17 protein-coding genes and 1 pseudogene are annotated in these 17738 nt (G+C 66.3%); 13 read left to right on the forward strand and 5 right to left on the reverse strand.

Features of this window, described 5'->3' with window-relative positions:
* The first annotated feature begins 375 nt into the window (after positions 1 to 375).
* From truA to rplS, 7 genes and pseudogenes are all read left to right on the forward strand, one after another.
* Positions 376 to 1131: a tRNA pseudouridine(38-40) synthase TruA gene (gene truA / locus DB354_RS02580; RefSeq protein WP_107833874.1), complete on the forward strand. Its 756-nt coding sequence runs from the start codon at positions 376 to 378 to the stop codon at positions 1129 to 1131.
* Complete coding sequence (locus DB354_RS02585) at positions 1131 to 1901, forward strand: double zinc ribbon domain-containing protein (RefSeq protein ID WP_233256531.1); 771 nt, start codon at positions 1131 to 1133, stop codon at positions 1899 to 1901. Before truA ends, DB354_RS02585 begins: the two co-directional genes overlap by 1 nt.
* A gap of 9 nt (positions 1902 to 1910) precedes the next feature.
* The gene (gene accD / locus DB354_RS02590) at positions 1911 to 2768 is read left to right on the forward strand and encodes an acetyl-CoA carboxylase, carboxyltransferase subunit beta (protein WP_107833875.1); all 858 of its coding nucleotides are present in this window, start codon (positions 1911 to 1913) and stop codon (positions 2766 to 2768) included.
* 51 nt (positions 2769 to 2819) lie between these two features.
* Positions 2820 to 4061 (forward strand): folylpolyglutamate synthase/dihydrofolate synthase family protein, encoded by a 1242-nt coding sequence (locus tag DB354_RS02595; RefSeq protein ID WP_233256532.1) that lies wholly within the window; start codon positions 2820 to 2822, stop codon positions 4059 to 4061.
* 124 nt (positions 4062 to 4185) lie between these two features.
* On the forward strand, positions 4186 to 4464 hold the full coding sequence (gene rpsP, locus DB354_RS02600) for a 30S ribosomal protein S16 (RefSeq protein WP_107833877.1): 279 nt from the start codon (positions 4186 to 4188) through the stop codon (positions 4462 to 4464).
* A gap of 143 nt (positions 4465 to 4607) precedes the next feature.
* A complete protein-coding gene (trmD, locus tag DB354_RS02605) occupies positions 4608 to 5282 on the forward strand; it encodes a tRNA (guanosine(37)-N1)-methyltransferase TrmD (RefSeq protein ID WP_107833878.1) in 675 nt (224 codons plus the stop codon).
* A 9-nt stretch (positions 5283 to 5291) separates the two neighbouring features.
* Positions 5292 to 5630 (forward strand): annotated as a pseudogene (rplS, locus tag DB354_RS02610) (50S ribosomal protein L19); the annotation flags it as partial.
* A gap of 213 nt (positions 5631 to 5843) precedes the next feature.
* On the opposite strand, the gene DB354_RS02615 reads toward rplS, so the two are convergent.
* From DB354_RS02615 to cutA, 3 genes are all read right to left on the reverse strand, one after another.
* Entirely contained in the window at positions 5844 to 6470 is a 627-nt protein-coding gene (locus DB354_RS02615; RefSeq protein ID WP_107833880.1) for a DedA family protein, read from the reverse strand.
* A gap of 72 nt (positions 6471 to 6542) precedes the next feature.
* Positions 6543 to 6698 carry a small basic protein gene (locus DB354_RS02620; RefSeq protein ID WP_107833881.1) on the reverse strand — a complete coding sequence of 52 codons (156 nt, stop codon included), beginning with the start codon at positions 6696 to 6698 and terminating at the stop codon, positions 6543 to 6545.
* A 27-nt stretch (positions 6699 to 6725) separates the two neighbouring features.
* A complete protein-coding gene (gene cutA, locus DB354_RS02625) occupies positions 6726 to 7046 on the reverse strand; it encodes a divalent-cation tolerance protein CutA (RefSeq protein ID WP_107833882.1) in 321 nt (106 codons plus the stop codon).
* Between the two features lie 106 nt (positions 7047 to 7152).
* Here cutA and DB354_RS02630 point away from each other — a divergent pair, with 106 nt between their 5' ends.
* From DB354_RS02630 to DB354_RS02640, 3 genes are all read left to right on the forward strand, one after another.
* Positions 7153 to 7356: a DNA-directed RNA polymerase subunit omega gene (locus tag DB354_RS02630; RefSeq protein WP_107833883.1), complete on the forward strand. Its 204-nt coding sequence runs from the start codon at positions 7153 to 7155 to the stop codon at positions 7354 to 7356.
* A 78-nt stretch (positions 7357 to 7434) separates the two neighbouring features.
* Positions 7435 to 7911: an SsrA-binding protein SmpB gene (smpB, locus tag DB354_RS02635; protein ID WP_107833884.1), complete on the forward strand. Its 477-nt coding sequence runs from the start codon at positions 7435 to 7437 to the stop codon at positions 7909 to 7911.
* A 16-nt stretch (positions 7912 to 7927) separates the two neighbouring features.
* Positions 7928 to 8398, forward strand: coding sequence for a tRNA (cytidine(34)-2'-O)-methyltransferase (locus DB354_RS02640; RefSeq protein WP_107833885.1), 471 nt, complete (start codon positions 7928 to 7930; stop codon positions 8396 to 8398).
* A 79-nt stretch (positions 8399 to 8477) separates the two neighbouring features.
* On the opposite strand, the gene DB354_RS02645 is transcribed toward DB354_RS02640, so the two are convergent.
* Positions 8478 to 8894, reverse strand: a complete 417-nt coding sequence (locus tag DB354_RS02645) for a hypothetical protein (RefSeq protein ID WP_107833886.1) — start codon at positions 8892 to 8894, stop codon at positions 8478 to 8480.
* A 153-nt stretch (positions 8895 to 9047) separates the two neighbouring features.
* Between DB354_RS02645 and ligD the strand changes: the two genes are divergently transcribed.
* Both ligD and DB354_RS02655 read left to right on the forward strand, forming a co-directional pair.
* On the forward strand, positions 9048 to 10760 hold the full coding sequence (gene ligD / locus DB354_RS02650; protein WP_158277331.1) for a non-homologous end-joining DNA ligase: 1713 nt from the start codon (positions 9048 to 9050) through the stop codon (positions 10758 to 10760).
* Positions 10761 to 10779: 19 nt separating this feature from the next.
* A complete protein-coding gene (locus DB354_RS02655) occupies positions 10780 to 11247 on the forward strand; it encodes an isochorismatase family cysteine hydrolase (protein WP_107833888.1) in 468 nt (155 codons plus the stop codon).
* A 4-nt stretch (positions 11248 to 11251) separates the two neighbouring features.
* Here the strand turns inward: DB354_RS02655 and DB354_RS02660 are convergent, their stop codons facing one another.
* Positions 11252 to 15175: a PAS domain-containing protein gene (locus tag DB354_RS02660; protein ID WP_146180080.1), complete on the reverse strand. Its 3924-nt coding sequence runs from the start codon at positions 15173 to 15175 to the stop codon at positions 11252 to 11254.
* Positions 15176 to 15628: 453 nt separating this feature from the next.
* On the opposite strand from DB354_RS02660, the gene DB354_RS02665 reads away from it, so the two are divergent.
* A complete protein-coding gene (locus tag DB354_RS02665) occupies positions 15629 to 17650 on the forward strand; it encodes a methyl-accepting chemotaxis protein (protein WP_233256533.1) in 2022 nt (673 codons plus the stop codon).
* Positions 17651 to 17738 lie beyond the last annotated feature (88 nt).

Here is a 17738-nt window from a genome sequence, read left to right on the forward strand (position 1 = left end):
CGGACCTGTCCCTGATCGGAGCCCCAGGCTAAACGGACCTGTCCCCGATAGGGGGCTACTGGCGGCACGACGCAAGGGCGCGAAATGGACCTGTCCCCGATAGAGACGCGCCGGCCCGGGCTGCTCCGGCTCCCCGGCCAGACGGACCTGTCCCTGATAGCGGCTCTCGCGCGCAAAACGTACCTGTCCCCGATAGTGACCTCCGCGAAACGGACCTGTCCCCGATGCAGACCCTGATGGAGGTCTCCCGGCGGGGCTAAAGAGACCTGTCCCTGATGGAGGTCGCGGGCCTGGGCCTAAGCGGACCTGTCCCTGATAGAGGCTGAGCCTGGTTTCAAATTGCCGGTCGCGGGCGAAATCCCATGCTGCGCCGGCATGTCCGAACTGCCGCCTGAACTTACCCGCTGGAAGGGAGTGTGCGCGTACGACGGCACGACCTTTGACGGCTGGCAGAGCCAGGTGGGCGGGACCGCGGTCCAGGACACCCTTGAGCGCCGGCTGGCGGAAATGTTTGGGACGACGATGCGCATCCATGGCAGTGGCCGGACCGATGCCGGGGTGCATGCGCTCGGGCAGGTGTTTCATTTCGACGCGGCGTGGCGGCACGGGCCGGACAAACTGGCAGCGGCGCTGCGGGCGGGCCTCCCGGCGAGCATCCAGATCAAGAGCATGCGGCCAGCGGCACCGAGTTTCCACGCGCGGTTTTCGGCCAAGGGGAAGCGGTACGTGTACCAGGTGCACCTCGGGGACGCGGATCCCTTCACGCGCCCGTATTGCTGGCCGGTTTTCACGCCGGTGAATGTCGCAGCAATGCAGGCGGCAGCCGCGGTGCTGAAGGGGACGCACGACTTTCGCGCGTTCACGGCGCTGAACGGCCCGGAGCGGGAGGACACGGTGCGGGACTTGCGCCGGCTCGACGTGAGCCGTCGCGGCCGGCGGATCCGCATCACGGCGGAGGCGAATGGATTTCTCTACAAGATGGTGCGCAGCCTGGCGGGCGTGCTGGTGGCGGTCGGAGAGGGCCGGCTCAGCCCGGAGGCCGTGCGGGAGATACTCGAAGGGCGCAAGCGCACAACGGCGGTGCAGACGGCGCCGCCGCAGGGGTTGTTCATGGTGAAGGTGTTTTACTGATGGAAGACGCCGCCGGAGAGGCCCGCAGCGCGCGCGATGTCCTGCGCGGGGTGATGCACCGGGCCGGAGACGTGCTTTTCCCGCCGCGGTGCGTGCATTGCGGCGGGGTGGTGGATGAGACGGCGGGCGGTTTTCGGCACCTGTGCCGCCGGTGCGTGGCGCTGATCGAGTATGTGGCGCCGCCGCACTGCACCACCTGCGGGCATCCGTTCTTCGGAGTGGTGGAAGGTGAACGCCAGTGTCCGCACTGCGAGGGCTTGGAGCCAGCGTTCGGGGAGGGGCGGACGACGACGCTGTTTCGCGGACCGGTGCGGGCGCTGGTGATTGAGCTGAAATACCACCACGGCCTGCACGTCCTGCACGACATCGAGGCCGTGTTGCGGCGGAGTGAGCACGTGCTGGAGTTCGTGCGCGGCGGGAGTCTCGTGCCGGTGCCGCTGCATGCGCGCAAGGCCCGGGAGCGCGGCTACAACCAGGCGGAGTTGCTGGCGGAAGCGCTGGCGCGGGCGGCCGGCGGCGGCACGCGGATCGAGGCGCTGTTGAGGCGCGTGGTGGATACGCACACGCAGACGGCTTTCGATCGAAAGACGCGGATGGGGAACCTCAAAAATGCCTTTGCACTCGCTCCGGGCGCCTCCATTAATCCCGCCTCTTCCTACATCCTCGTCGATGACGTCTTCACCACTGGTTCCACCCTCAACAACTGCGCGCGCGTCATGCGCCGCGCGGGGGCCGTGAACCTGCGCGTCGTCACGTTTGGCCACGGCTGATCCACGCCCATGCATTTCGACAAACCGACCTACACGGTCCGCAAAGCCCGCAAGAAGGACATTCCCAAGGGGTTGTACACGAAGGACCCGGTTTCCGGGGAAATTCTCTTCAACAAGGAGATCGAAGATAACCAGATGGTGGTGCCGAAGAGCGGGCATCATTTCCCGATCGGGGCGCGGGCGCGCATCAATTACCTCTTTGATGCCGGGACGTTTGCGGAGGCGGACGCGGAGGTTAAGTCGAGCGACCCGCTGCATTTCGTCGATTCCCAGCCGTATCCGGATCGCATCAAGCGCTACGAGAAGGAGAGCGGCCTGCCGGAGGCGGTGATCTGCGGCACGGGCAAGATTCACGGCATCGAGGTGTCGGTCGCGGTGATGGATTTTCGCTTCTGCGGCGGCGCGATGGGCGCGGCGGCGGGCGAAAAGATCACCCGGGCCGTGGAGACGGCGATCGCGCGGAAGATCCCGTGCATCATTTTCAGCGCCTCTGGCGGAGCCCGCATGCAGGAGGGAATTTACTCGCTCATGCAGATGGCGAAGACGAGCGCGGCGCTCGGGCGGCTGGCGCAGGCCGGGCTGCCGTTCGTGTCGGTGCTGACGCATCCCACAATGGGCGGCGTGACCGCGAGTTTCGCCACGCTGGGCGACGTGATCCTGGCCGAGCCCGGCGCGCTCGTCGGTTTCGCCGGGGCGCGCGTGATCAAGGACACCACGAAGCAGACGTTGCCCGCCGGTTTCCAGACGGCGGAGTTCCTGCTGAAGCGCGGGCTGATTGACCAGATTGTGAGCCGGCTCGAGATGCGGGACCGGCTGCGCGACCTGCTGGGCGCGCTGCATCTGCGGAAGAAGCCGGGCGCGAACTGAGCGCGTCCCGGCGCGGCGATGCACACCAACAGGTCCCGCGAGTACGCCGCGGTGGTCGACCGTCTGTTTGCCCTGAAGGCGCACGGTCCGCATTTCGGCGTCGATCGCATGCGCGTCCTGGCGGAAGCGCTCGGGCATCCGGAGCGCAGCGTGCCGTGTGTCCACATCGCGGGTACGAACGGCAAGGGTTCGGTCGCGGCGATGCTTGAGGCGATGCTGCGGGCGGCGGGGTGGCGGACGGGTTTGTACACGTCGCCGCACCTGGTGCACCTGGGCGAGCGGGTGCAGGTGGACCGCAGGGCGCTGACCGAGGAGCAGATTCTCACGTACGCCGCGGAGCTCGACCCGGTGGCCGCACGGATTGCGGCGGCGGATCCGACGCTGCGGCCGAGCTTTTTCGAGCTCATGACGGCGATGGCGTTCCTCGAATTCCAGCGACGCCGGTGTGACATCGCCGTGATCGAAGTCGGGCTGGGCGGCCGGCTGGATGCGACGAATGTGGTGACGCCCGAGCTCGCGGTGATCACCTCGATCGGCCTCGACCATTGCGAGTTGCTGGGAAACAGCCTGGCGCAGATCGCCGCCGAGAAGGCTGGGATCATCAAGCCGGCGGTGCCGGTGGTGATTGGCCGCATGCCACGCGATGCGGAAAAGGTGATTCGGGCGCTGGCGGCGCAACTCGGGGCACCGATCCAATCCGTGGCCGAGCGTTTCCGACTCGGGCTGGAAGGCGTGCCGTCGACGCGCCTGGAAGGTGAATATCAGCGCTGGAATGCGGCTACGGCGACGCTGGCGGCGCAGCAGCTCGACCCAAGGTGGCGGATGGAGCCGGCAGCCATTCGCCAGGGGCTCGAGCGTGTGGAGTGGGCGGGCCGCTGGGAGCGGCGGCGGGTGGGGGGGCGGACTGTGATTCTTGATGCGTCGCACAACTCCGAGGGTGCGCTCGCGCTGGAGGCTAATTTGAGCCAGCTGGTTGCAGAAACGCATCGACGGCCGGTGATCGTGACGGGGGTGCTGGGCCTGGACCGGGCCCGACCGCTGCTCGACGTGATCAGCCGGTATGCGCGTGCGGTCCATCTGGTGGTGCCGCACGAACCGCGCGCCTGTGGGTATGAGGAGCTTGAGAAGGCGATGCCGCGTGGGTTTCCGGGGCGCGTCGTGCGTGACACCGTGGAGCAGGTGTTTCCGGCGGCCGACCGATGTGCCGTGGGCGAGACGGACGACATCGTGGTGGTCACGGGGTCCATCTACCTGCTCGGTGAGGTCATGGCGCGGTTGGAGACGGGGTTGTGACGTGCCTGCGCCGACGCGAGTTGGGTCGTCGGGCCATCTGCATAACCGATGCTTGACAACATTTCGCGGGACCGGTCTTGTGCTCAGCTTTTCAAGGCAAGAACTGCTCCGCATTTAATCCGACATGGCTCTCAAAATCCGTCTCACCAAGGTTGGTTCCGTGCACCAGCCGCTCTACCGCGTGGTCGTCGCTGAAGCGCGCTCGCGCCGCGATGGCGCCGCCGTCGAGAACCTCGGCACGTACCGTCCGGGCAGCAAGGGCAACCCGATCAATATCAACATGGAGCGCGTCGATTATTGGCTGAGCAAGGGTGCGACGCCGACCGACACGATGCACGCGATGATCAAGCGGGCCCGTCGCAGCGCGACGGCGAAGTCCGAAGCGCCTGCCGCGACTGCCTAAGTCGCCCTGGCGGGTTTCGGCCCGCCGGATGCAGTCGATTCGGCGGGCGAAAGCCCACCGTTCATCGCAGAGGCCTCGGAATACTCCGGGGCTTTTTTGTTCATCGATTCTCCTCCCTGCGTGACAGTCCAATCCTCCCTCCCATGGCGCTGAAAATAGACGTCCTGACGTTATTTCCGCGGATGCTGGATGGCTTCCTGAGCGAAAGCATTCTCGGGAAGGCGATCGAGGGCGGACTCGTACAGGTCCAGGTGCATGATTTGCGCGCTTGGACGACCGACAAGCACCGCACGGCCGACGACCGGCCGTTTGGCGGGGGCGCCGGGATGGTCATGAAGCCTGAGCCGGTCTTTGCGGCGATCGAGCAGGTGCAGACGCCGGGCTGCCGCCGGATTTATCTGACGCCGGATGGCGTGCCCCTTTCGCCGAAGCTGGCGGAGGAGCTTTCCCAGCAGCAGCACCTGGTTCTGCTCAGCGGGCACTACGAGGGCATTGACCAGCGGATCCGTGATGGCGTCATCGATCAGGAGATTTCCATTGGGGATTACGTGCTCACCAACGGCACCCTCGCCGCCGCGGTGCTCATCGATGCGATGGCTCGTTTCATTCCCGGCGTGCTCGGGGAGGAAAAGTCATTGACGCACGAATCCTTCACCAGCAAGTTGCTCGACTTTCCTCAATACACGCGTCCCGCCGAATTCCGGGGCATGTCCGTTCCCGAGGTTTTGCTCTCCGGTAACCATGCCCAGATTGAACGTTGGCGCCAAGCGCGTGCTTTGGAAAAAACCCGTCAGGTGCGTCCCGATTTACTCGAATAATTCACAGCCATGAACCCGATCATCCAAGAAATCACCGCCGCTCAGGTGAAGAAAGACACCACGCCGTTCAAGGTCGGCGACGGTGTGCGCGTGCACACGAAGGTCCGCGAAGGCGACAAGGAGCGCGTGCAGGTTTTCGCCGGCATCGTGATTGCGCGGAAGGGTTCGGGCATCCACGAGACCTTCACGGTCCGCCGCCTCAGCTACGGCGAGGGCGTGGAGCGCGTTTTCCCCGTCAACTCCCCGAACATCGAGAAGATCGAGGTCGAGCGTGAGTCCGAGGCGATGAAGGCCCGTCTGTACTATCTCCGTCGCCGCACCGGCAAGGCCGCGGTCGCCATCAAGGAGAAGGATCGCGCGGCTGAGATTCACGCCGAGAAGGTCGCCGCGTCGACCCCGAAGTCCGCTCCGGCGGCGAAGCCGGCGTCGGCTCAGCCGGCGGCCGAGACGAAGGCCTGATCGGGTCGTCCTTTCGCAAAAGAACGAGCTTCGCGAGAAGCTCGTTTTTTTGTGTCCGCCGTCCTCGGTCAGGAGCGCGGCGGCGAGAGCGGGGGGAGGGGTTCAGCGCCGCTTGTGCGTGAACCGATGGACGAAGAAGTAGTAGATCGCGCCGAGCACGGCCAGGGCACCAATCAGCCAGATCGCGATGCGATGCAGTTCGCCCTGCATGAGCGCCTCATCCTGACCGGCTTTGATGCCGACCCAACAGAGCACGGAGCACCAGACGGCCGAACCGAGGATCGTGTAGATCGAGAATGTCACGTAGTTCATCCGGACAATGCCCGCCGGGATGCCGATCAGATGGCGGACGACGGGCAGCAGGCGGGAGGCAAAGATGCCGAAGCTGCCGAACTCGGCGGCCCAGCGTTCGGCCTGCTCCACCTTGGCCGGCGAGATGAAGATGAACTTGCCGTATCGCATCACGAGCGGGCGGCCGGCGAGGCGGGAAGCCCAATACATGGCCGTGGCCCCGATCCACGAACCGACGGTGCCGGCGATGACGATCCCGGTCAGCGTCATGTTGCTGCCGGACCGCTGGGCGATGATGGCCGCCGGAGGGATGACCAGTTCGCTGGGGAGCGGGATGATCGAGCTCTCGATCGCCATCAGCAGCGCGACCAGCCAGTAGCCGCCGGTGTCGAGGGATTGCGCGTACCAGTCAAAGAGGGGCTTGAAGAAATCGTGCATGGAAAAGGGGCGGGAGAGGACGCAAAAAAAGGCAGGCAGCGAAGGCTGCCTGCCGGAAAGGGGGAAGATTACTCAGACGTCGGGCTTGGTCTTGCGGAGGCCGGACACGCGGTCGCCCGCCTTCCACTGGCCGCGCTTCTTGAGCACATCGATGCGCTCGAACCGCTTGAGGACGTTGCGTTTAATGACGAGACCGGAGACGCCTTGGAGGCTTTTGTGCTGTGACATGACGGGAAAGGAGACGGGTGGAACGTGTTAAAGGGGCGGATTGGTAGAGTTGGCCTTCGCCCAAGACAAGAATTTTTCTGCCACATATTCCGCGGTGACGACAATCCACTCGGGAGTGTCGTACGGATGGTGGGCTAGAACGTGTTGCTGGAGGCCTGAGTGCTGTTCCTCCAGGAACTTGAAGCAGAGGCGGAACTCCTGTTCTTCGCAGGTCTTGTCCTCCCACCGGTAGTGCGACGTGATCGGCCCTTCGATCTGCACGCAAACCGCCAGTTTACGGGCAATAACGTCGCGGGCGAGGCGGTTGGCGTCGTCCAGCGAGCCGACGGTTGTCCAGGCGAGAAGCACGGCGCCACGATCCGGGGGCGCAGGGTTGGTGCAAGCGGAATTCAGCCTTGACGGACTTGGGGCCGACCATTCCCCTAGCCGGTTTTCACCGAGCAATTTCGAAGCCATGCGCGACGACTATATCAAAGATGCCCTCAAGACGATCAACGACCCTAACGTGTTGATCAACGTGGTTTCCCGCCGCGTTAAGCAGTTGAAACGCGGCAATCGCCCGCTGGTGGAGTCGCTCGAGAAGTTGTCGCCCGAGGATATCGCCCTCCGTGAAGTCATCGAGGGCAAGATCAGCTTCGAGTCGGGCCCGACGACCTGATCCTCGTATCTCATCCGGTTTTAGGGCGGCGCCGCATTGTCGGAGCCGCCTTTTTCATGTACAGGTCCGTCTCCCCCCATGGCTGGCGCGAAGAAAGAAGCGAAACGTTACACCGAGATCCGCAATGCAAAGGCGGGGCGCGACTATTTTGTCGACCAGCGCTTCGAGGCGGGCGTCCAGCTGCGCGGCACCGAGGTGAAATCCATCCGGGCAGGCAAGGCGCAGATCAGCGATGCCTTTGCGCGCATCGAGAAAGGCGAGGCGTGGCTCTACAATGCGCACATCGAGCAGTACGCGTTCGGCAACATCTTCAACCACGACGCCAAGCGGGTGCGAAAGCTCCTCCTGCACCGGCGGGATCTCGACAAGATCCAGCTGGCACTGGCCACCGGCGGGCGGGCGCTCGTCCCGCTGCGCATGTATTTCAAGGAGGCGCTCGTGAAGGTCGAAGTGGGGCTCTGCACCGGCAAGAAGCAGTTTGACCGGCGCGACGACCTCAAGAAGCGCGTGCAGCTGCGCGAGGTGGAGCAGGCGATGAAAGCGCGCCGCCGCTGACCGGCCTGGCTTGCTCATGCTGCACGTCGTCCTGTTTCAGCCCGAGATCGCGCCGAACACCGGCAATGTGGGGCGCATGTGCGCGCTCACCCGCTCGCGGCTTCACCTCATTCATCCGCTCGGCTTCGTCATCAACGACCGCAACCTGCGGCGCGCGGGCATGGATTACTGGCGGTCGCTCGATGTGCACGAGCACGCCAACTGGCAGGCCTTTCGCGCGAGTTCGGTGGCACCCAAGCGGCTGTGGCTCTTCACGACGAAGACGCAGCGCACCTTCTGGGATGTGCGTTTCGCCGACGAGGACGGCCTTGTGTTTGGGAACGAAGGTTCGGGCGCGCCGGATTGGCTGCACGACGAATTGCACGACGGTCGGGTCACCATTCCGCACGCGAACCCCACACTGCGTTCGCTGAACCTCAGCACGGCGGCGGGCGTCGCGACCTACGAGGCGTTCCGCCAATTGTCGCATCCCCAGCCACCGGCCTGAAACGGCCGCGGGGCAACACGCGCATCGTCGCGAACGAGAGCTTCGCGCCGTGCGTCGCGTCGTTGTTTGTGCAGGCGCCTCAGCGCGCGGGCGCGGGCCGGGGCGGTGTGACGGTCCGGAGCGTGGGAACGTCCCACTGCGTGCGCAGCGTATGGTCAAAGCGCAGGGTCGTGGGGTCGCCGGGCCGGACAAAGGTCTGCTCGAGGAACGCCGGGGGCGGCGCATCCGGCGGCGGGGCCACCGATCCGGTCTTCTCCACCGCCTGGGCGGACGCCCGCACCGCGGGCTTGGAAACCGCATGCGTCGTCTTGCTGACGGCGTGGGTTGAGGTGGCGCTGCTCGTGCCCTTGGCCGGCGACAGCAGGTACGGGCCGGGGAGAAGGGTTGTGTCGGGGCGACTCTGGGCGGGGTTGGCGGGCAGGAGCGGGCCCGAGGTGGCGGCGCCAAGGGGCACGACAGCGGCGGCCAATAGGATCGGGAACAGGGACGGGCGCATGGCGGGTAAGCCTGGGGTGAGTGGGCGCGAACCGGGCGGTGGTTCCTGGAAAATGGCCCCCGGGAGAAGCCGCGCAATCCCGGAGCTGGCGTCGGGACTGCGACCGGGAACGGCACCGCTGGGATGGGTCTAACGCTGCCGCGCCTTTCCATCATGCCTCCCCGCTCCCAGCCGCGCCGACCTGCACCGCGCCGCTCCGCAACGGCGCGGGGGCGACTGGCGTCGTATCACGCCAAGCGCGATCTCGCGGCCAGCGGTGAGCCGGCGGGAGGCGAGGGCACGCCGCCGAGCCAGGCGGTGCGGCGCTTCGTGATCCAGCAACACGATGCCACGCGGCTGCACTTCGATTTCCGACTGGAAATGGACGGGGTGTTTCGCTCCTGGGCGGTGCCGAAAGGCCTGCCGGAGAAACCGGGCGACCGCGCGCTCGCCGTCGAAGTGGAGGACCATCCCCTGGAATATGGTTCGTTTGAGGGCGTGATTCCGTCGGGCAATTATGGGGCGGGCACGGTGATGCTGTGGGACCGCGGGCACTACACCGTTTCCGGCGTGCCGGCCGAGACCGCGTACCGGCAGGGGAAGATGCACCTGGCCCTCGCGGGCGAGAAGGCGGTGGGGGAGTGGACGCTGGTCCGTTTGCGCGCGCGACCGGGGGACAAGCACGCGAACTGGCTGTTGCTGAAGAACCACGCCCCGGCGCACCGCGCGCCGATACTCGGGGCCGCGCGGGAGCGCTCGGTGCTGAGCGGCCGGACGCTGGAAGAGATCGCCGAGGGCCGGGCAACGCGGCGGGCGCGCACGCGCGCTCCGGCGACGCGCGCCCAACGGGGCGAGGCGGCCGACGTGCCCCGGAAAAAGCGCGCGCGCGCCGCCTCGTCCCGGGTACTGGCTCCCGCGGCGTTCGTGCCGCCGATGAAAGCGCTGAGCGTGGATGAGATCCCGGCCGGCCGGTGGCGGCTGGAGATCAAGTTTGACGGTTTCCGCGCGCTCGCGCTGCTGAACGAAGGGCGCATCGAGCTTTGGTCGCGCAACCACAAGCCGCTGACGGCGGACTATCCCGAGGTGGTCGAGGCGCTGCGCGGTATCCAGTGTGCGAATGCCTGCATCGACGGCGAAGTCGTGGCGCTCGACGCGCAGGGGCGGAGCCGCTTCCAGCTGCTGCAGAACCGCGACGCGGGCGCGCGGCCGCCGATTGTGTTCTACGTTTTCGATCTGCTGCATCACGACGGCCGCTCGCTGCTGCATCTGCCGCTCGAGGAGCGGCAGATGGCGCTCGAGGTGCTCGTGGGCAAAGGCGCGGCGGCCCTGCGGTTTTCGCCGGTGTTCGAGATGAAGCCGGAGCAGCTCCTCGCCGAGGTGCGACGGCAGGGACTCGAGGGCATCATCGCCAAGCAGGCGGGGTCAGCCTACGAGCCCGACCGGCGCACGGGCGCCTGGCTCAAGTGCAAGGTGCATGGCGAGCAGGAGTTCGTCATCGGCGGATTCACGCCGCCCAAGAACAGTCGGACGCACTTCGGTGCCCTGTTGGTCGGGTATTATGAGGACGGGACCCTGCGCTTCGCCGGCAAGGTCGGCAGCGGTTTCGACGCCGCGACCCTGGCCTCGTTGCACCGGGCGATGCGGAAGCGGAGGGTGCGGCGGTGCCCGTTTGCCGATCTGCCGGCCGCGCGGCACTCGCGTTTCGGCACGGGCATGACCGCTGTCGTGATGAAGCAGGTCACGTGGGTGCGGCCGGAACTCGTGGCGCAGATCCAGTTTACGGAGTGGACCGAGGACGGGTCGCTCCGCCACCCGGTGTTTCTCGGATTGAGGCCGGACAAGGACGCCTCTGAGGTGGTGCGCGAAGCGCCGCGCCCCGGCGCCTGAACCACCCCGCTCGTCCCCCATGGCTGCCGCCGAACCGCTCATCATCGTCGACCTCCAGCGCGCGTTTCCGATTCCGCCGAAACTGGTGACGGCGATCCGCCGCTATGCCGCCCGGTTTCCCTTTCGCGTGTTCACGCGCTTCGAGAATCCCGCCGGATCGCTCTTCCGTCGACGCCTCGACATGAAGGTGTGTCCGCCCGGCTCCGACGACACCGAACTCCTGATCGAGCCGCAGCCGGGCGACGTGGTCTTTGCGAAACGCAGTTACGGGCTCAATGCGCGCCAGATTGCGCGGCTGAAGCGCCGTGGGGTGAGGCGGGCGACGGTGTGCGGCGTCGAGACGGATGCGTGCGTCCTCGGCGTGATGTTCTCGCTGTTCGACGCCGGGATCGACTGCCGGGTGAAGACCGACCTGTGCTGGAGCTCGACGGGGCTGCACGGAGTCGCCGTCAAGATTCTGAAGACCCAGTTCCCGCCGCTGAAGTAGCCGGTCAGCTGGTCGGGTGCAGCGCGCGGTAAACCGCCGTGGCGAGTTCGTCGGTCGTGAAGGGCTTGGCCAACAACTCCACTTGGCCGAGCTCGTCGAGCGCCTGCGGCGAGATTTTCGAGAAGTAGCCGGACATGATCACGACTGGGATGTTGGGCCGGAGGCGTCGGACCGCCGCGGCCAACTCGGTGCCCTGCATGCCCGGCATGGTCTGGTCCGTCACGAGGACGGAGCAGATGGTCGGGTTGGCCTGCAGGTGCGCGAGGCAGGCTTCCGCGGAGGCGAAGATCAGGGACTGGTAACCCTGGCTTTCGAGCACGAGCTTCGTGCAGCTTCCGACGACCTCTTCGTCGTCGACCACACAGACGAATTCACCGCCGCCCCGGGGGGCGGTGTCGCTGTCCTCGGCCTCGGCCTTGTTGCCGGTTTCGACGACCGGGAGGTAGATGCAGAATGAGGAGCCGCGGCCGGGAACGCTTTCGACGTCGATCGCGCCGCGATGCGAACGCACGATGCCGTGGACTACGGCGAGGCCAAGGCCCGTGCCTTCGCGCGTGTTCTTCGTGGTGAAGAAGGGATCAAAGATCCGGCGCCGCGTGGATTCGTCCATGCCGTGGCCGGTGTCGCTGACGGTGAGGCAGACGTACTCGCTCGCCGCCGGGCCACCGAGGGTGAGGGCGAGCTCGGGCGTCAACACGGCCGGCTTGAGGCTGATCTTCAGCGTGCCGCCGTTCTGGCGCATGGCGTGGGCTGCGTTGGAGCCGAGATTGAGGATCACCTGATGAAGTTGCGTGGTGTCGCCCATCACGGAGCCGCAGTTCGGAGCGCAGTCGAACTCGATGCTGATGTTGGCGGGGACCGTGGCGCGGAGGAACCGGCGGGCCTCGTCAATCACCGTCACCAGGTCGAGCGGCATGTGCTCCGCGCTCCCGGAGTGGCGGCCAAACGTCAGAATCTGTTCGACCAGTTCACGGGCTCGCAGGCTGGCGTTGCGGGCTTCGGCGAGGCACTCGCGCGCCGGGTGGTCGGACGGGAGCGAGTCGGCGGCCAGCTCGTGGTAGCCGATGATGCCGGTGAGCAGATTGTTGAAATCGTGGGCGATGCCGCCCGCGAGCGTGCCAAGCGTTTCCATCTTCTGGGCCTGGAACAACTGGGCCTCGAGTTCGCGGCGCGACGATTCGCTCTCGTGACGCGCCGTGATGTCCTGCAGGGCTCCACGCACGCTGGTGGCGCGCCCCATCGCAAAACTGGCGTGCCCCAGGATACGCACCCAGATCCGGTTGCCGCGACCGGTGTTGAGCGGCACCTCGACGTCGAAGGACGGGTGGTCGGGTTTCACCTCATGCAGGCTTGCCTGCACGGTCGGCAGGGCCTCCGGGGGAATGAAGCTCCAGAGTCGTTCGAGCGAGGGTTCGTAGGCGTCATCGACCTCGCAGATGCGGCGCATGCCCTCGTTCCAGACGGCGGTGCCGTCCGTGAGATTGATCTCAAAGCCGCCGATTTGGGCGATCCGGCTCACCTCCGTCGCGAGCTGCTCGGTGGTGCGCAGGCGGTCTTCCAGCACGCGACGCGCGGTCACGTCCGAGTGGGTGCCGACCATGCGCAGCGGGCGGCCGTCGGGGGCGCGGCGCACAACCTTGCCGCGGTCCAGGATCCAGCGCCACGTGCCGTCCTTCGCGCGCATCCGCAGTTCGTGACAGTAGAAGGAAGTCCGCTGGGCGAAGTGCTCCTGCAGCGCGGCCTCGTTCGGCGGGAGATCGTCCGGATGGGCGAGCCGTTTCCAGCCGTCGATCGTGTAGTCGATCTCGCCCGGCTCGTAGCCCATGATCCGCGTCCAGCGCTCGTCGTGATAGACGTGGCCGGAGGTGACGTCCCAATCCCACACGGAGTCATTGGTGCCCTCGATCGCGAGTTGCCAGCGCTGCTCGGCGAGCTCCAGCGCCTGCTCGAGCTGGGCGTTCTCGGTGATGTCGCGGCTGAGCCCGACGAGCCGGATGGCGCGGCCGTCGGCGTTGCGCTGGACATGTCCGTGCGACTCCACATGACGGACGGAGCCGTCGGGGCGGACGATGCGAAACTTGAGGTCGTAGTCGGAAGTCGTCCCCGCGATGACCTGCTGTTGCTGGGCGGTGACAGCCGGCTGGTCGTCGGGGTGCAGCGTCTTGAGCCAGGCCGCTTCGGAGCCGTCGAACTGGTCAGGGCGGAGCCCATAAATCTCAAGCTGGCGCTCATCCCAGATGCGGCGCTGGTGGACGAGGTCATGTTCCCAGACGCCGTATTTGGAGGAGCGTAGCGCGAGTTGGAGACGCTCGTTCAATGACTGCAGCTGCTGGGTCGATTCGCGTTCGACGGTGATGTCGCGATCGGTGCCGATGATGCGAAGGAGTCTCCCTTGCTCGTCGCGTTCGGCGACCGCACTTCGCAGCACCTGCCGGACGATGCCGTCCGGACGCACGATGCGGTATTCCTGCTGGAGGCTGCTGCCGCCCTTCATGAGGGCGTCGATGGTCCGGGTCACGCGGTCCCGGTCATCGGCGTGGACAAACTTGAGCCAGTCCGTGACGCCGCCGACGAGTTCCTGGTCCGGCTGCCCGTAGATTTCACACATGCGGGCGTCCCAGAGGGACCGCTGGGTGCGGACATCCCATTCCCAAATCCCGAGTTCGGCGGCGCGAGCGGCCATCTTCAGCCGCTGGCTGAGGTGCTCGAGTTGGATTTTGTCCGCCCGCTCGGCGGTGATGTCGGTCAGGTTGATCACAAAGTTGATGAGGCGTCCGGAGCGTTCATGCACCGGCTGCAGTTCGATGGCGTGCCAGGCGGTTTGTCCGGTTCGAGTGTAGTTGAGTAGGGTCTCGTGCGCCGGAACGCCATCGCGTTCTGCGGCCTGGAGGCGCTGGACGGGCGCGGGGTCGGTCTCCGGTCCGGTCAGCAGCGTTGAGAGCCGGCGGCCCTTGATGGCCTCGAGTTCGTGACCGGTGATGCGCGTGAAGGCGACATTTACCCAGGCGATGCCGCCGACCGCGTCAGTGATGACCACGCCGTTGGTGGTGTTCTGGGCGACGAGGGCGAGGAGAGCGTTGGATTCGGCGGAAGCACGCAGGGAGGCGTTCGCTTCGCGGAGCTCCCGGGTGCGCTGGCTGACCGTTTCCTGGAGTTCAGCAGCCTGTTGCTGCAGCCGGGCGGTGAGTTGGGCGCGCTGGCTTTCGGCCTCTTCGCGCCGTTCGCTGAGCCCGGCGGCGATCTCGGCGGAGAACAAGGTGATGATGAACCCGCTGAGCAGGGTCGTGGCGACAAACAGGAGGCCGGCCTCGGCGACCGGCAGGTGATGCGTCCCGACCATCCAAGCGAACGCGGCGCCGAAGCAGACCGGGAGAATCACGGCCGCGAGGAACAGGCGACGGGCGAGGATGCCGGCGCCATGTGGAGCGAACATCACGTGCAAATACCGATTGTCCGGCCGGGCGAGGGCTGCGCCCAGCCCAAGGACGAGCAGGGCCGCGACGAGTGGGCCCGACAGGTTTGTGGGCGATTGGATTTGGTCGGGGCCGGCCACGATCGCGAGCAGCGTGCCGGCGGCGCCGGCCACGACCACGAGACCGAGCCAGGCTGAGGTGGGGCCGTGGCGCGCGGCGGAGCCGGGGCGGAGCAGCAGCAGGGCCAGCGCGGTCGTGACGATGAGGAGCCCATTGATGGCGCCGCCGGCGAGAAAATCGCCGGCAACGGTGACTTCAAGCAGGCCGGTGACGAGGATGCCGGCTCCCAGCAGGAGAGCCGCCGCCGCGCTCAGGAGGCGCACTCCCTGCCGGCGCGGAAACTGGCTGGCAATCAGCGCCGTCCCGCTCAGGACCACGGCGATGGCGGCACCAGGGCCGTCAAGCTCGAGTCCAAAGTGGCTTGAGGCCGGTACGGCCAGGCCGACGAGTCCCAAGAAAGTCGTGAGGAGCCCCGCGCCCAGGCAGAACCGACGTAATTTGGCTTCCAGCGGCATCGGCGCCAACGCCTACGCAGCGACCCGGCGGAGGGCAACGGGAATGAACTACTTTCGTTCGTGAACCGCGACTTCCGGGGGATGAATCACTTCGGGCGTGAAGAAAGGCGTACCGGTTACTGCGTACGCATACTTACGTATTTGGGCTCAAGTTCGCGTGCAGCGCGCCGATGTGCAGGCCAACGAATCGCCGTCTTCTGATGCAATTTAGTGTGCCGAACCGAAATCGGTCGACGCCCATGCCTGGGCGTCGTTCCGCCCGACGTGACGCCATTGCACCGGCAGACCGCGATGCCGCCACCCGTGGCCAAGATCCGTTCTTTGGACCGTTGCCCGCTCTTAACCTCTCTCTTCGCTCCTAGCTCCCATTGCCGCCCTGCGGCACCCGTAAACATGTCCTTCAAGAACCTGACCATCGGCAAGAAGATCGGCCTGGGCTTCGCGTTCACGCTGACGGTGCTCCTCGTCGTGGCCGTCATCGCCTACATTGCCCTGGGCGGCGCCGGCCGGCGACTGACCGCCTACGCCGGGAGCGCGCAGGAGACCTATGCCGCGGCGACACTCGAGACTTCGATGCAGTCGCTCAAGCTGCAGGTGAACGACTTTCTCGCGACCGGCAGCGCCGAGAGCATTGCCAACTGCGAGGCGGCCAAGAAGGCCCTTGACGCCGATCTCGACCAAGCCGCGAAACTGACCACCGATCCGGAGCGCGCCGCCCAAGTCACCGCCGCGCGCGGCCTGCTGGCGCAGTACTGGGCCGCGTTCAACGACCTGGTGACGAACCATCGGTCCCGCGTCTCGATTGAGAAGGACGTGCTTACCCCGCAACAGCAGGTGCTGGCGGACGGCCTCACCCAGATGCTCGCGCAGGCGAAGACGCAGGGTGACATGAATGCGGCGTTCCAAATTTCCAGCGGCCTGAAGGCCTTCTTCGAGTGCACCAGCCTGGCGAATGCCTTCCTGCTTACGTCGGATTTCACCAAGGCCACCGCCGCGGCGGAGGCGCTGAAGACGGCCAACGCCCAGGTGCAGCGCCTGCAGAAGGATCATATCGAGATGGAGAAGCTCGACGCCTCCATGAAGGACGACGCCAAGAAGGCGCTCCTCGTTCGGTTGATCGAGGCCGCAAACGCCTACGGCAAGGGGCTCTCGGACATCGTCGCGCTGAAGCAGGGCCGCGACCGTATCATCGGCGAGCGCATCAACCGCCTCGTCCCCGAATTCACCCAGACCATCAACAAGGTCCGCACCTCGGTGCATTCCTTCCAGAGTGACCTCGAAGGCCGCACGCGCGCCGAACAGCGCTACAACGAGTTGATGGTTTCCATCGTGACCCTGGCCGGCTTCATCGGCGCGATCGTCTGCGCCTGGTGGATGATCCGCAGCGTCACCCACCGGATCACCGACGTCGCCTCGCGCCTCGCGTCTGAATCCGACAAGGCCAACGGCTCGGCGGCGCAGGTCGCGCAGGCCAGCCAGGCGATGGCGAACGGCGCCACCCAGCAGGCCTCCTCGCTGGAGGAGACGAGTTCCTCGCTTCACGAGATGGCGAGCATGACCCAGCGCAACTCGGAGAACGCGCAGAATGCCAAGGCGCTGGCCAACCAGGCGCGCCAGACGGCGGACGCCGGCGCGGCCGAGATGGAGCAGATGAAGTCGGCGATGAACGCCATCAAGGGGTCGAGCGTCGAGATTTCGAAGATCATCAAGACCATCGACGAGATTGCCTTCCAGACGAACATCCTCGCGCTGAACGCCGCGGTCGAAGCGGCGCGCGCCGGTGAGGCCGGCCTCGGTTTCGCGGTCGTCGCCGACGAGGTCCGCAACCTCGCGCAACGTTCGGCCCAGGCTGCACGGGAGACCGCCGAGAAAATTTCCGCCTCCACCGAGAAGAGCGAGCAGGGCGTACGCATCAGCGAAAAGATGGCCGTGAACCTCACCGCGATTGTGGAAAAGACCCGCCAGCTCGACGAACGCATCGCCGAGATCGCGCAGTCGTCCCACGAGCAGAGCGAGGGCATCGGCCAGCTCAACAGCGCCGTCGCCAGCATGGACAAGATCACGCAGGAGAACGCGGCCCTTTCGCAACAGTCCGCCGCGGCGTCCGAGGAGCTCAAGGCCCAGGCCGGCCAGGTCCGCCAGGCGGTCGATGTGCTGATGGAGATGGTACGCGGCAATGCCGAATTCAGCCACGCGCCCGCGACGGCGGTCTCCGAGGCCCCGGCGTCGGCCTCGCGCCTCGCGCATCTCGCCGCGAAGTCTCCGATCGTGATGCACCACAATGGCAGCCACGACGGCGCGAACGGGCATGGGACCAATGGTCACGGCACGAATGGCCATGGCACGAATGGCCACGCGCCGGTGAAGGCCGGGCGGGTGTCCACAGAAGACCTTTCGTTCGAAGATCATCCCTGAGTTGCACTGACTCTCGAGGCAGTCGGCTGGGAGGAAATCGGGGCGGTCGGATGGCCGCCCCGTTTTGCGTCGGCTTGGCCTACATTGG

The sequence above is a fragment of the Opitutus sp. ER46 genome, from assembly GCF_003054705.1.
In the GTDB taxonomy this organism is placed as follows: domain Bacteria; phylum Verrucomicrobiota; class Verrucomicrobiia; order Opitutales; family Opitutaceae; genus ER46.